Annotated in this window: 10 protein-coding genes, 1 rRNA gene and 1 pseudogene; 5 read left to right on the plus strand and 7 right to left on the minus strand. The window is 69.7% G+C overall.

Annotation, left to right across the window (positions count from 1 at the left end):
• Nucleotides 1-168: 168 nt before the first annotated feature.
• Both ACH34W_RS33630 and ACH34W_RS33635 read left to right on the plus strand, forming a co-directional pair.
• Nucleotides 169-1,230 (plus strand): enolase C-terminal domain-like protein, encoded by a 1,062-nt coding sequence (locus tag ACH34W_RS33630; RefSeq protein WP_395965171.1) that lies wholly within the window; start codon nt 169-171, stop codon nt 1,228-1,230.
• A complete protein-coding gene (locus ACH34W_RS33635; RefSeq protein ID WP_395965172.1) occupies nt 1,227-1,814 on the plus strand; it encodes an AAA family ATPase in 588 nt (195 codons plus the stop codon). Before ACH34W_RS33630 ends, ACH34W_RS33635 begins: the two co-directional genes overlap by 4 nt.
• Here ACH34W_RS33635 and ACH34W_RS33640 read toward each other — a convergent pair.
• From ACH34W_RS33640 to ACH34W_RS33660, 5 genes are all read right to left on the minus strand, one after another.
• Nucleotides 1,811-3,022, minus strand: a complete 1,212-nt coding sequence (locus ACH34W_RS33640; protein WP_395965173.1) for an RDD family protein — start codon at nt 3,020-3,022, stop codon at nt 1,811-1,813. The genes ACH34W_RS33635 and ACH34W_RS33640 overlap by 4 nt on opposite strands.
• A 200-nt stretch (nt 3,023-3,222) precedes the next feature.
• The gene (locus ACH34W_RS33645; protein ID WP_395965174.1) at nt 3,223-4,377 is read right to left on the minus strand and encodes an acyl-CoA dehydrogenase family protein; all 1,155 of its coding nucleotides are present in this window, start codon (nt 4,375-4,377) and stop codon (nt 3,223-3,225) included.
• Nucleotides 4,374-6,371, minus strand: coding sequence for an acetyl/propionyl/methylcrotonyl-CoA carboxylase subunit alpha (locus tag ACH34W_RS33650; RefSeq protein WP_395965188.1), 1,998 nt, complete (start codon nt 6,369-6,371; stop codon nt 4,374-4,376). The genes ACH34W_RS33645 and ACH34W_RS33650 overlap by 4 nt, the downstream gene beginning before the upstream one ends.
• 17 nt (nt 6,372-6,388) lie before the next feature.
• A complete protein-coding gene (locus tag ACH34W_RS33655) occupies nt 6,389-7,981 on the minus strand; it encodes an acyl-CoA carboxylase subunit beta (RefSeq protein ID WP_395965175.1) in 1,593 nt (530 codons plus the stop codon).
• On the minus strand, nt 7,978-9,717 hold the full coding sequence (locus ACH34W_RS33660) for an acyclic terpene utilization AtuA family protein (protein ID WP_395965176.1): 1,740 nt from the start codon (nt 9,715-9,717) through the stop codon (nt 7,978-7,980). The genes ACH34W_RS33655 and ACH34W_RS33660 overlap by 4 nt, the downstream gene beginning before the upstream one ends.
• 83 nt (nt 9,718-9,800) lie before the next feature.
• Here ACH34W_RS33660 and ACH34W_RS33665 point away from each other — a divergent pair, with 83 nt between their 5' ends.
• Nucleotides 9,801-10,409 (plus strand): TetR/AcrR family transcriptional regulator, encoded by a 609-nt coding sequence (locus tag ACH34W_RS33665; protein WP_395965177.1) that lies wholly within the window; start codon nt 9,801-9,803, stop codon nt 10,407-10,409.
• A 315-nt stretch (nt 10,410-10,724) separates the two neighbouring features.
• Here the strand turns inward: ACH34W_RS33665 and ACH34W_RS33670 are convergent, their stop codons facing one another.
• Nucleotides 10,725-11,591, minus strand: a complete 867-nt coding sequence (locus tag ACH34W_RS33670) for an NmrA family NAD(P)-binding protein (protein WP_395965178.1) — start codon at nt 11,589-11,591, stop codon at nt 10,725-10,727.
• Between the two features lie 160 nt (nt 11,592-11,751).
• Here ACH34W_RS33670 and ACH34W_RS33675 point away from each other — a divergent pair.
• Both ACH34W_RS33675 and ACH34W_RS33680 read left to right on the plus strand, forming a co-directional pair.
• A pseudogene (locus ACH34W_RS33675) lies at nt 11,752-12,720 on the plus strand (IS701 family transposase); the annotation flags it as partial.
• A 264-nt stretch (nt 12,721-12,984) separates the two neighbouring features.
• Nucleotides 12,985-13,584 (plus strand): dihydrofolate reductase family protein, encoded by a 600-nt coding sequence (locus tag ACH34W_RS33680; protein ID WP_395965179.1) that lies wholly within the window; start codon nt 12,985-12,987, stop codon nt 13,582-13,584.
• A gap of 38 nt (nt 13,585-13,622) precedes the next feature.
• Here ACH34W_RS33680 and rrf read toward each other — a convergent pair.
• A 5S ribosomal RNA gene (gene rrf / locus ACH34W_RS33685) occupies nt 13,623-13,704 on the minus strand; the annotation flags it as partial.

The following is a 13,704-nucleotide window of genomic DNA, read 5'->3' on the forward strand; positions in this document are numbered from 1 at the left end:
GCTGCCACAGACCGTCTGGCGCCGCGTCAGGGTTGGCTGGTGCTGCCTGAGGTGGCCGTAGGGCGTCTCGTCCGTCTGTAGGGTCCCGCCCGTCCGTGTTGTCTTCCCAGGTCCCTGAAGGGGGGATCATGGGAGGGACGACTTCTCCGAGGCGAAGGGCGGGCGCGGGTGCCTCAGATCCAGGGCTGCGATGCCTTCCGGGCCGCGCTGCCGCGCGGGCAGCGGCCGGAGAGCATTCTCGTGCGGCTCACCGGCGACGACGGCGCGGTGGGCTGGGGGGAGGCCGCGCTGTCCGGTGGCGCCGGGACACCCGATTCGGTCTGGGCCGACATCGCCGAGCGCATGGGCCCGGCGCTGATCGGTCTGGACTGGGAACGGCCCGAGGACGTCTCGGCGGCCGCCGAGCTGGGCGACCGCCCGGCCGCGGCGGCGATCGACGTCGCCTGCTGGGACCTGTGGTGCCGGGCCAAGGGCCTGCCGCTGGCCCACGCGCTGGGCGGCACCCGCACCTCGATCGTGACGGGCGCCCGGATCAGCCCAGAGCCCGTTCTGGAGACCGTGGTCTCCCGCGTCAACCGTGCCGTCGGTGCCGGGCATACCCGCGTCACCGTGAGCGTGCGCCCCGGCTGGGACATCGAGCCGGTACGGCTCATCCGCGAGGCCTACCCGGCGCTGGCCCTGATCGTCGACGCAGGGCACGCCTACCGCGAGTCCGCCGAGCACATGACGGTGCTGGAGGGCCTCGCCGCCTATGACGTGCTGGCGATCGAACGGCCCTTCCCGGCCGGCGACCTGGTCTCGCACGCACGGCTGCAACGTCTGATCGACACCGCGGTCGCGCCCGACATCGGCGACATCGACACCCTCGACGCCGCGATCTCGCTGGAGGCGGGCCGCGCGCTCAACCTGCGGCTCGGCAACCTCGGCGGGCTGACGGCGGCTCGCGGCGCCCACGACCGCGCGTACGCGGCCGGCTGGGAGGTCTGGTGCACCGGCTCAGGCCCGTTCGGCATCGGCCAGGCCGCAGCGGTGGCGCTCGCGGCCCTGCCCGGCTGTGGCCTGCCGAGCGACGTGTCAGATCCGGCGGGCGGGCCCGCGTTCGTCACCCCGCCGGTCCGCTCGTCCGGCGGCGTGGTGGGAGTGCCGCTGACGCAGCCGGGGCTCGGCCACGAGATCGACGAGGAACGCATCGTCCGGCTGGCGAGCCGCAAGGTGCGCATCCACGCATGAGCGGCATGATGCCGTCTGAAGCGGTGGAGCCCGGCACGGCATGGGTCGTCGCCGGGCCGCCGGGCTCCGGCAAGTCGACCGTCTGCCGGCTGCTGCTGGACCGGCTGCGCCCGGTGCCCGCCCTGCTCGACAAGGACACTCTCTACGGCTCGTTCGTCGCGGCGACGCTGGCGTCGTACGGACGTGATCCAGGTGAACGTGAGGGGCCGTGGTACGACGAGCACGTCAAGCGGCACGAGTACGAGGGACTGACCGCCACAGCGCGTGAGATCCGTTCCCACGGCTGCCCGGTCATGCTCAGCGGTCCGTTCACCAGTCAGATCCGCTCCCCTGGCCGGTGGCGGGAGTGGGCAGCCGCGCTGGGTGGCGATCCGGTCCGGCTGGTCTGGATCCACACTGATGCCGCGACGCTCCGGCACCGGCTCACCGAACGCGGCCTCCCGCGCGACAGAGGCAAGCTCGCCGCCTTCGACACGTTCATAGAACGTATGCGACCGGGCCAGACGCCACCGGTCCCCCACATCGCGATCGACAACCGCCTGACGGCGGCCACTTCGCTTGAGACCCAGCTATCGGACCTCTAGGGCGTTTGCGACGGCGGCTCCGGTGGCGGAGATGGCGGCGAATACGGCTGCTGTGCGTAAGGCAGCTGGGGGGAAGGGTCGCTTTCAGGCTGCACGTAGGGAGTCTGGTAGGAGGGGTCGTTCCCTGCCCACTCGGGCTGACCGTAGGACGGCTGCGGCGGAGGCAAGGCTGGCTGCTCGCCAGGGGGCGGGACTGCGGCTTGCCGCGGCTCGGGAGACTTGCCTGTCCGCCGGTCCTGGTAGGCGCCCTTGATACGGCCGCCGAGCCGCCTGCCCGCGTCCTGCACATTCTGTGCGCGTTCGCCCGTCGCGACCTCACGCACCTTGTCTGCCGACTGGCGTCCAGCGCGGCGCCCGAGCTCCTGGACCCGCTGGGCCCGGTCGGATTCGATTGCCTGCTGTACCCGTTCGGCTTGGACGACCCGGGTCGCGTTCTCGCGAGCGATCTGGCCCGCGTTCTGCGCGCCGTCCCAGGCACGCGCGGCGCCTTGCCGTGCCGCTGCCACGGCCCTCTCGTAACTGCGAGCGCGCTCGACCACCGTGCCGGCCGCCAAGTCGGCGAACGTACGCCGCCGCGAGCCGACGAGCGCGGGCACGCTGTTAGCCAGGAAGGCCGCCACCGCGACCAGCCACAGCAGGACCGCGAAAAAGTACAACCCTTCGAGGAGAAGCACCCAGGCGAGCGCATAGAGACCGGTGCCCGATGCGGTGGTCACCAGAGCTCGCTTTACGGAACGCGCCGTACCGGCTTTGGTGTCGTCACCGCCCGCATAGCGCACGCGGAGGTCCATCGCGACCTTGCCGATCGTCCGTCCGCCCAACGCGAGCCCCACGGCCTGGTGAAGCAGCTCGGCAAGGACAAGGAGCAGGAGGGCCTGCTCGATGTTGCTGACGAACGTGTCCCACACGCCCGCGCCGAACTCCCTCGCGGCCTTTTCGACGTTCCCGCCCGACAACAGCAGCGCGCCGGTGGCCGACAATGCCTTCGACGGCAGGTCCTGGGCCACGTACGCGTGCAGGCGCCCCCACGTCATGCCCCCGAGCAGCACAGCCACGACGACGAGCAGGCCGCTGTCGATCGACCATGCCAGGAGCCTTCTGCCGCGCGGCGCGGCGGTGGCGTGGGCGTCCGCCGCAGCGGGCACGTGGGCGTCCGCCGCGACGGGCGGGGGCGACCCGCCGGGCATGGGGAGCGGAGGGTCGGGCACGGGGAACGAAGGTGGCGGAGGGCCGTGCACAGGGGTGCCCCTTAGTCACGTCGACGCGATCAGGACGGTGAAAATCCCCTGAATCTTAGGGAGTTCCGGCAATCCCTGTCAGCCCGCCGCAACCTACATCCCCGTTCGTTCCGACGCGACCCGTGCCTCTCCGTTATCACCTACGTGTTTCGCGAACGGCCCGCGTGTTTCTAGTACGACTTGGGCAGCCCCAGGGAGTGCTGGGCGACGAAGTTGAGGATCATCTCGCGGCTGACCGGGGCGATCCGCATGAGGCGGACGGCACCGGCCAGCATGCCGACTCCGTACTCGGTGGTGAGGCCGTTGCCGCCGTGGGTCTGGATCGCCTGGTCGACGACCCGGACAGCGGCCTCACCGGCGGCGTACTTGGCCATGTTGGCGGCCTCGCCCGCGCCCATATCGTCGCCCTCGTCGTACAGCCAGGCCGCCTTCTGGCCCATGAGCCTCGCAAGCTCCAGCTCGATCTTGGCCTGCGCGAGCGGGTGCGCGATGCCCTGGTGGGCGCCGATCGGCGTCTTGAAGACCTGCCGGTCCTTGGCGTACGAGATCGACTTGTCCAGCGCGTAACGGCCGATGCCGCCGGCCATGGCGGTGGCCATGATGCGTTCGGGGTTGAGCCCGGCGAACAGCTGCAGCAGCCCGCCGTCCTCGTCGCCGACGAGCGCGTCGTACGGCAGCCGCACGTCGTCGAGGTGGCAGATGAATTGCTTCTCCGGCGACACGATCTCCATCTCGATGGGCGTGTAGGTGAAGCCGGGCGCGCCGGTCGGCACGATGAACAGCGACGGGCGCAGCGAGCCTTTCTGGTCCTGGCTGCGGCCGACGAACAACACCGCGTCCGCCTCGTCCACCCCGGAGATGAACGTCTTCTGCCCGTTCAGCATCCAGCCGTCGCCGTCGCGGCGGGCCGTGGTCGTGATCCGGTGCGAGTTGGAGCCGGCGTCGGGCTCGGTGATGGCGAACGCCATCTTGACCGAGCCGTCGGCGAACCGCGGCAGCCAGTGCTTCTTCTGCTCCTCGGTGCCGGACCGGGCGATGATCGTGGCGCAGATGGCCGGGGAGACGACCATCAGCAGCAGCGGGCAGCCGGCCGCGGCCAGTTCCTCGCACACCGCCGCGAGGTCGCCGATGCCGCCACCCCCGCCGCCGTACTCCTCGGGCACGTTCACGCCCAGGTAGCCGAGCCGCCCCGCCTCGGCCCACAGCTCGTCGGTCTTGCCGCCGCTCTTCGCCTTCGCCACGTAGTAGGACGGGCCGTACTTGGCACCGAGCTCGGCCACTGCGGCACGCAGCGCCTGACGTTCCTCGGTCTCGATGAAGCTCACGCGGGGTTCCCTTCGGACGTCTCTGCGGCGGTGTTCGGGGACTCGGTGATGACGGCGAGGACCGCTCCGGCCTCGACCTGCTGTCCCGCGCTGACGTTCAGTTCGGCGACGGTGCCGCCTGCCGGGGCGGCGATACGGTGCTCCATCTTCATGGCCTCCAGCACGAGCAGCGTCTGCCCGTCGGCCACGGCGGCGCCCTGCTCGGTCTCGACCCTGACGACCGTGCCGGGCATCGGTGCCAGCAGCGAGCCGGGCGCGACCAGGTCGCTTGGGTCCGCGAAACGGGGCAGCGCGCGCAGCGTCACGGGCCCGAGGCCTGAGTCGACGAACACTCGGCCGTCTCCGGCGGTACGGATAGCGAAGGCGTGCCGGACGCCGTCGACGTCCAGCGTGACCTCGGTGGGCGTCGCGACTGTCAGGTGAACACCATCGTGGCCCTCGGCGATGAGGCCGTCGCGAGTGAGCCGATAGGACACTTCAATCGTGCCGTCCGGTCCCTCGTACGACTTGTGCTGGGGCTGGGAGGGCACGTTACGCCAACCGGACGGGAGCCCGCCCTGCACAGGGGCGGCCGCCCGGTTGGCGGCGGCGTCGGCGAGCGCGGCGGACAGCGCGGACAGCCGCATGGCGCGTTCCCCGGCCAGCGGCGCGGCGAGCACGTCCAGGCCGATCTCGTCGAGATAGCCGGTGTGGGTCTCGCCCTGGAGAAACGCAGGCTCGGTCACGATGCGGGCGAGCAGATCACGGTTGGTGGTCACGCCGTGCACGCGCGCACCGGTGAGCGCCGCACGCAGCCGCCGTGCCGCGGCCGTACGACTCGGGCCCCATGCGATCACCTTGGCGAGCATCGGGTCGTAGTGGATCCCGACCTCGCTGCCGCTCTCGACCCCGCTGTCCAGCCGCAGGCCATAGGACTCCGGGACGGTGAACGCGGCGTCGACGTCCGGCACCTCGAACGTGTGAAGCGTCCCGCTACCCGGCCTCCATCCGGCCGCGGGATCCTCCGCGTAGAGGCGGACCTCGATGGCGTGGCCGCGCGGGGTCGGCGGCTCGGCGGGCAGCGGCGCACCCTCCGCGACCTCCACCTGCAGCCGGACCAGGTCCAGTCCGTAGATGCATTCGGTGACAGGGTGCTCCACCTGGAGGCGGGTGTTGACCTCGAGGAAGAAGAAGCGGCCGTCGCGGGCGAGCATGAACTCCACGGTGCCCGCGCCCTCGTACCCGATGGCCTTGGCAGCGTTCACGGCAGCCGCGCACAGCTCGGCGCGCACGTCGGGACTCACCGCCGGGGACGGCGCCTCTTCGATGATCTTCTGGTGGCGGCGCTGGATGGAGCACTCGCGTTCGCCCAGGGCCCACACCGTTCCATGTCGGTCGGCCAGGATCTGCACCTCGATGTGCCGCGCGTTCTGCAGCAGCGGCTCGCAGAAGACGGCCGGGTCACCGAACGCGGACTGGGCCTCCCGCCGTGCGGCAGCCACGGCCTCCTGCAGTTCCGCGAGCGTCCGTACGACGCGCATCCCGCGCCCGCCGCCGCCCGCCGAGGCCTTGACCAGGATCGGCAGATCGGCCTCGGTCACGGCGTCCGGGTCGAGCTCGGGCAGTACCGGCACGCCGGCGGCCGCCATCAGCTTCTTGGCCTCGATCTTCGAGCCCATCGCCTCGATGGCGGCGGGCGGTGGGCCGACCCAGGTCAGCCCCGCCTCGATCACCGAACGCGCGAACCCGGCGTTCTCGGAGAGGAAGCCGTAGCCGGGATGGACCGCGTCGGCGCCCGCAGCCTTCGCGGCGTCAATGATGAGATCGCCGCGCAGGTAGGTGTCAGCGGGCGCGACACCGGCGAGCCGCACGGCGGCATCAGCCTCGGCAGCGTGCGGCGCGTGCTCGTCGGCGTCGGAGAACACCGCGACCGTGCCGACCCCGAGGTCGCGGCAGGTGCGGAAGACGCGCCGGGCGATCTCGCCGCGGTTCGCCACCAGCAGTTTGTCGATCATGGTCATGGGCTGCTCGCTCACATCCGGAAGACGCCGAAGCCCTCGGCTCCGGAGACGGGCGCGTTGTGGATCACCGACAGGCACAGGCCGAGGACGGTACGGGTGTCACGCGGGTCGATCACGCCGTCGTCGTACAACCGGCCGGACAGGAAGAACGGCAGCGACTCGGCCTCGATCTGCGTCTCCACCATCTCGCGCATCGCCTTGTCGCCCTCCTCGTCGTACACCTGACCGCGGGACTCTGCGGCGGCGCGGGCGACGATAGACAGCACCCCTGCGAGCTGCTGCGGACCCATGACCGCAGACTTGGCGCTCGGCCAGGTGAAGAGGAACCGCGGGTCGTACGCCCGGCCGCACATGCCGTAGTTGCCCGCGCCGTACGAGGCACCCATGACGAGCGAGATGTGCGGCACCTTGCTGTTGGCGACCGCGTTGATCATGAGCGCGCCGTGCTTGATGATCCCGGCCTGCTCGTACTCCTTGCCGACCATGTAGCCGGTCGTGTTGTGCAGGAAGAGCAGCGGGGTGTGGCTCTGATTGGCGAGCTGGATGAACTGCGCGGCCTTCTGTGCCTCCGCGCTGAACAACACGCCCTGCGCGTTCGCGAGAACCCCGATCGGGTAGCCGTGCAGGCGCCCCCACCCCGTCACCAGGCTCGTCCCATACAGAGGCTTGAACTCGTCGAACTCCGAGCCGTCCACGATCCGGGCGATGACCTCGCGTGGGTCGAACGGGATCTTGAGATCCTCGGGCACGATGCCCGCGAGCTCCTCCGCGTCGTACCGCGGCTCCTCCACCTGACCCGGCTCGGGGCCGAGCTTGCGGTGGTTGAGCCGCTTGACGATCTGCCGGCCGAGCCGCAGCGCGTCCGCCTCGTCCCCGGCCATGTAGTCGGCCAGGCCGGAGCTGCGCGCGTGCATCTCGGCGCCGCCGAGTTCCTCGTCGTCGGCCTCCTCGCCGGTGGCCATCTTCACCAGCGGCGGCCCGCCGAGGAAGACCTTCGCCCGCTCCTTGACCATGACGACGTGGTCGCACATGCCCGGGATGTACGCGCCGCCCGCCGTGGAGTTGCCGAATACCAGCGCGATCGTCGGGATCCCCGCCGCCGACAGCCGGGTGAGGTCACGGAACATCCGCCCGCCCGGGATGAAGATCTCTTTCTGGGTGGGCAGGTCGGCGCCGCCCGACTCCACCAGATTGATCACCGGGAGGCGGTTCTCCAGGGCGATGTCGGAGGCCCGGAAGCTCTTTTTGACCGTCCACGGGTTGCTGGACCCACCCCGTACGGTCGGGTCGTTCGCCACGATCATGCACTCGACGCCCTCGACGACGCCGATGCCGGTGACCACGCTCGCGCCGACCGGGAAGTCGCTCCCCCACGCGGCCAGCGGGCTGAGCTCCAGGAACGGCGAGTCGGGGTCGAGCAACAGCTCGATCCGCTCGCGCGCCAGCAGCTTGCCGCGCTTGCGATGCCGGGTGACGTACTTCTCACCGCCGCCCGCGAGCGCCTTGGCGTGCTCGGCTTCCAGCTCCGCGAGCTTGGCCAGCATGGCCTCGCGCCGCTCCCGGTACTCCGGGCTCCGCGGATCGAGCGTGCTCTTGAGGGTCAAAGGATTGCCTCCGGAATGTCGACGAGACGGGACCGCAGCCACTCCCCGAGCGCCTTGCCCTGCGGATCGAATCGGGTCGATGCGGATACGCCCTCCTGCAGCAGCCCCTGGACGACGAAGTTGACCGCCCGGAGCTGAGGTAGGACGTGCCGGGTGACGGAGTGCTCGCGCGTCTCCGGCAGCAGCTCGTTCAGCCGCTCGATGGTGAGGAAGCCCTCCAGCCAGCGCCACTGCGCGTCCGTACGGGCCCACACGCCGATGTTCGCGTCCCCGCCCTTATCCCCACTCCGAGCCCCCACGACCCGCCCAAGCGGCACCCGCCCACCCGAGCCACCCCCAGGCCCGGACGCCGTCCCAGGCCCGGGCGTGGGCTCCGTCGCGGGTGTGGGCGTGGACGCCGTCATGGGTGATGTGATCGGTGCGGGGGTGATGGGGGTGCGGGTGCCGTCAGGGAGGACGGCAATGTGGTTGATCTCTTCGTTCGCGACGAAGGCGGGGGTGTAGACGCCGTACGGGCTGCCCTTGCCGGGAGGCGAGGTCATCGTGAAGCCGGGGTAGCCCGCAAGGGCAAGCTCGACGACCGCTCCGCTGAAGGAGCGGCCCACCTTGTCCGGGTCGGGGTCGAGGACGGCACAGCGAAGCAGCGCGGTTGCCTCGCCCTGGGTGGCGGGATCGGGCTTGACCGTGCCGATCAGTGTCCATTCGACTTGGGCGGGACGGTCGTCGCCGAAGGCGGCTTCCAGCTGCGCCTTGGCGAACTCGGCCTTCGCCTCGATGTCGAGGCCGGTGAGCACGAACGTCATCTCGTTGCGGTGGCCGCCGAGGTGGTTGAGGCAGACCTTGGTGGTGGCGGGCGGCGGCGAGCCCTTGGTCCCGCTCACGTGGACACGATCAGGGCCCTGCTGGCTCAGCTCAACCGTGTCGAACCGACTCGTCACGTCGGGCCCCAGGTAGGCGGGGTCACCGATCTCGTAGAGCAGCTGGGCTGTGACTGTCTCGATCGTCACCGTCCCGCCAGTGCCCTCGTGCTTGGTGATGATGCTCGAGCCGTCGGGGTGGATCTCGGCGAGCGGAAAGCCCAGTGGCTTTACATTGTAGATTTCTTGGAAGAAAGCGAAGTTGCCGCCGGTCGCCTGCGCGCCGCATTCCAGCACGTGCCCGGCCGCCGTGGCGCCTGCGAGGGCGTCCCAGTCGTCGCGCGACCAGCCGTGATGGGCGGCCGCCGGACCTACGACGAGCGAGGCGTCGGTGACCCGGCCGGTCACGACGATGTCCGCTCCGGCCTTGAGGCACTCGACGATGCCCCAGGCACCGAGGTAGGCGTTCGCGGTCAGCGGCTGCCCGTAGCGGGAATCCGCGAGGCCGAGCTCCTTGGCTCGGGGCAGCAGGTCGTCGCCCTCAACGTGGGCGATCTTGACATCGATGCCGAGGCGGCCGGCCAGATCGCGCAGCTGGGCGGCCAGGCCGCCGGGATTGAGCCCGCCCGCGTTCGTGACGATCTTCGTGCCGCGCTCGGCGGCGAGGCCCAGCGTGTCCTCCATCTGGCGGAGGAACGTGGTGGCATAGCCGCCGGCGGGGTCCTTCAGCTTGCTCCGCCCGAGGATCAGCATCGTCAGCTCGGCGAGATAGTCGCCGGTCAGGACGTCAAGCCGGCCGCCTTCCAGCATCTCCCGCACCGCGGTGAAGCGGTCGCCATAGAAGCCCGAGGCGTTACCGATCCGCAACGGTTGGCTCATGACCCGAACACTGCCAGGCTCCGTCAAAAAAATCAATCGCGCTTGATTGTTTTGGACGCGGTTCATTTGGTTGACTGGACGCGATGACCACGCAGGCAATCCCCCGCGAACCCCAGCAGGATCGCAGCCGGGCCACCCGGCAGCGGCTGCTCGAGGCTGCCATCGACTGTCTGGCCTCAGTGGGCTGGACCGGCACGACCGTGACGGTGGTGGCCGAACGGGCCGGAGTGTCGCGAGGCGCCGCCCAGCATCACTTCCGCACGCGCGAAGAGTTGGTCACCGCCGCCGTCGAGTACGGCTCCGACATACGCGTCGACCAGATGCGCGAACGCCTGAACGTGCTCGCCGGCGAGAGGCCCTCCACCCTGGAGGTCCTCACACTCCTCGGCGAGCTGTACACCAGCCCGCTGTTCCGCGCAGCCCTGCAGTTGTGGGTGGCGGCCAGTTCCGACGAGCAACTCCGTGCCCAGGTAGTCCCGATGGAGGCCCGCTTCGGCCGCGAGGCCCACCGCCTGACCGTAGAGGCGCTGGGGGCGGACGAAAGCCTGCCAGGCATACGCGAGACCATCCAGGCCACCCTCGACCTCGTCCGCGGTCTCGGTCTCGCCGACCTGCTCACCGACGACTCCGCCCGCCGCACCCGCCTCCTCCAGCAGTGGGCGAGCACCCTCGACACAGCGCTCGCCCGGTAACCCTGCCGGGATCCCCCGTCCAAAGGCGTGATCCGAACAGGCCCACCCGATCGGGGATCCCCGCCTAGTACCCCAGCCGCACTTCGTGATGATCAAGAGGTGAGTCGTCGCTGGTAGTGGCTCTGGTGTGCTGTGTCTTGGTGGGTTCGTCGTCACGTGGACCAGCGAAGTGTTCGTGTGCCGTGAGGAAGGCGAGCATGGCCAGGGTGATGCGCCCGCCACCCGCGTGCGTATCAAGCGTCGCCCGGCTGCGCACCAACGCAGCCGCACAGCACCCAGGCGGGCTTGCGGCGGCCTGCTGGCGCTGACGGCGTGTTATTCGCCGACCAGCAACGGGGCCGTCCAGCGGGCGAACTCCTCGAAGGCGCGTGGCTCACGGCCCGTCAGTTCCCGCACCGAGCTGGTGGTGGAGGCGTTCAATCCGCCGCGCAGCGCCCCGAAGACGGCCACCACCTGCTCTGCGAGCCAGTGCGGCAGACCGCCCTGGGCCATTCCGACGACCGCCGCCTCGTCCGGTACGTCCACGTACTCGATCGGGCGGCCCAGGGTACTCGACAGACGCCGCGCGACCTCGGTGTAGGTGATCGCCTCCGGGCCCGTGAGGACGTGGGTGCTGCCGTCGTGCTCGGCCGTGACCAGCACCGCGGCAGCGGCGGTGGCGACGTCACGCGGATCGACCATCGCAATTCGCGCGTCACCGGCAGGGAGGAAAAAGCGGCCGGTCTGCCGGATAGTCGCGGCAGAACCGAGGATGTTCGACATCATGTGGCTAGAGCGCAGCACCACCGCCGGGATGCCCGAGCCGCGCAGGTGCTGCTCGATGCGGCCATGCTGGTCCAAGAAGACCGTCGGGGAACCGGCCTCTGCCCCGATCGTGGACAGCATGACCACCTGCCGGACACCCGCGGCCGCTGCCGCGTCGATCGCGTTCGTCCCGTATTCGACCTGCCTGGGGTCGTTTGCACAGAGGAGGAACATCCGCTCGATACCGTCGAGAGCCCGCCGGACAGACGCCGGTTCGGCGAAGTCGCCGTGCGCCAGCTCGGTCTCGCCGCCGAGCACGGCAGCCGCACGATCCGGGTCACGGACGAAGGCACGGACCGGAATGCCACGCTCTCCCAGTTCCGTGACGACCCTCGAACCGACATTCCCTGCCGCGCCCGTCACCAGCACCGTCGCCATCTTCGCTCACTCCCCGGGATCGACCTGCACAGCCCAAAGTATCCGAACGGTGACACCGAGTGGCGGAAGGGTGCCGACGAGCACTCCGGCAGTCGTGATCTTGCTGGTCGGGGCCGCCCTGGAACGGGTACGACCACCCGGTGATCATCGGTGCGTGAAGACGGTGGGCGTGCAGCGCCAGTACACCGGCACCGCCGGACGCATCGAGAACAGCCAGGTCGCCGTCTACCTCACCTATTCCAGCCCGCGGCCACCCGGCGATCGACCGGGAGCTGTATGTGCCGCGCTCGTGGGCCCAGGATGCCGCCCGTCGCCGGTTGGCTGGGATCCCCGAGGAGGTCGGCTTCGCCACGAAGCCCGCACTCGCCGCCCGAATGATCAACCGGACCCTGGATTCCGGGGTCCGTGCGCCCTGGGTGGCCGCAGACGGGGTCTACGGAGGCAGTCCGCAGCTACGGGACGCTCTGGAGGACCGACAGGTCGGCTACGTCCTTGCGGTCGCCTGCGACCACCAGATCGCCACCCGGGCGGGTAAGGTGCGGGCCGATGCCCTTGCCTAGAAGCTGCCGAAACGGGCCTGGCAGAAGCTCTCCGCAGGCGTCGGCGCCAAAGGCCTCCGTTTCTACGACTGGGCCCTGGCCGACGTTGCCGACGAGGGGCCCGGCAACCGTCATCTGCTCGTCCGCCGCAACCGCAGCAGTGGCGAACTCGCCTTCTACCGCTGTTACTCGACTGGCCCGGTGCCGCTGGCCATGCTGGTGCGGGTGGCCGGACGCCGATGGACCGTCGAGGAGACATTCCAGACCGCAAGGGCCTGGCCGGGTTGACCGCCAAGGGCCTGGCCGGGTTGGACGAACACCAGGTTAGACGCTGGACGACCTGGCATCGCTGGGTCATGCTCGCCCACGCCTTCCTGGCCGCGACCACCGCACGCGAACGCGACCACCACCGGGCCCCGGACGAGCTGATCGCGCTGACCTGCAACGAGATCCAGCACCTGTTCAACACACTCATCACCAAGGCCGTCTACTCAGCCGCACACCGCCTCAGCTGGTCCGATTGGCGACGACGCCATCAAGCCCGATCCCGAGCCTGCCACTACGAACGCCAGGCCACTCATCAACGATGAAGATCACGATCTACAGCTGGAGTACTAGCCAAGGCCCGACCCGGCTGGAGGCTGGTCTGACCGTTCCTGAGCGTAAAGGTCGCCCATCGAGCGGGCAGTCATGGGCTTCCTATCGTCGATGCCGCACGCCACTGATGTCCGGGGATGCCGGGTATAGATTCCTCTAAGCCCTGAAGGACCAGGACTCCTCGCGAGAATCTCGTTGAAGTCATGTCACCAATCGATGCTGGTGCGCCTTCTGGGCGCCTCCACGTGGTGGTCCACGTGGCGATTTCGCTCAACGGGGCCACAACGGGCTTCGAGCCGAACGTCGGTCTCTTCTACGAGCTGGCGGCCAGTTGGCATGAAGACGCGACCCTCACCGGCGCGGACACCATCCTGGCCCAGGAACAGGCACTCGCCGCTGCTCCCCGCCCAGGTCCGGCCAAGGACGGCCCGCTGCTCATCGTCGTGGACGGGAAGGGGCGGGTTAGGGAGTGGGAGGCACTGCGAAACGCCGGCCACTGGTCAGACGTCCTCGCACTCCATGCCGATGCGACGCCGGCGCGGCCACCTCAGCGGGCCGTGCGGGAGCTGATCGTCGGGCATGAACGAGTCGATCTGCCCGCCGCTTTGACGGCGATCGGTGAGCTGGGCGGCATCAACGTCGTCCGGGTGGACAGCGGCGGAGCGCTCACCGGAGCTCTCCTCCAGGCAGGGCTCATTGACGAGATCAGCCTTCTCGTCCACCCGTGCATGACCGGTCCGCCGGACAGCCGCCACTGGTACGGAACGGAGCCCACTGCCGTCGACCGCCTCGAACACATCGCCAGCAAATCCTTCAACGACGGGCTCGTCTGGCTGCGCTATCGGCTCCCGAAATGAGAAAGGCCCCGCCGTGAGGCGGGGCCTTTCTAATATGTGTCCGGCGGTGTCCTACTCTCCCACACAGTCTCCCGTGCAGTACCATCGGCGCTGAAGGGCTTAACTTCCGGGTTCGGGATG

This window comes from Actinomadura sp. 6N118 (genome assembly GCF_044326415.1).
Taxonomy (GTDB): Bacteria; Actinomycetota; Actinomycetes; order Streptosporangiales; family Streptosporangiaceae; genus Spirillospora.

Coding starts and splice junctions, on each gene's coding strand:
- ACH34W_RS33635 (WP_395965172.1), top strand. CDS start 1,227: ATGAGCGGCATGATGCCGTCTGAAGCGGTGGAGCCCGGCACGGCATGG.
- ACH34W_RS33650 (WP_395965188.1), bottom strand. CDS start 6,371: ATGATCGACAAACTGCTGGTGGCGAACCGCGGCGAGATCGCCCGGCGC.
- ACH34W_RS33660 (WP_395965176.1), bottom strand. CDS start 9,717: ATGAGCCAACCGTTGCGGATCGGTAACGCCTCGGGCTTCTATGGCGAC.
- ACH34W_RS33665 (WP_395965177.1), top strand. CDS start 9,801: ATGACCACGCAGGCAATCCCCCGCGAACCCCAGCAGGATCGCAGCCGG.
- ACH34W_RS33670 (WP_395965178.1), bottom strand. CDS start 11,591: ATGGCGACGGTGCTGGTGACGGGCGCGGCAGGGAATGTCGGTTCGAGG.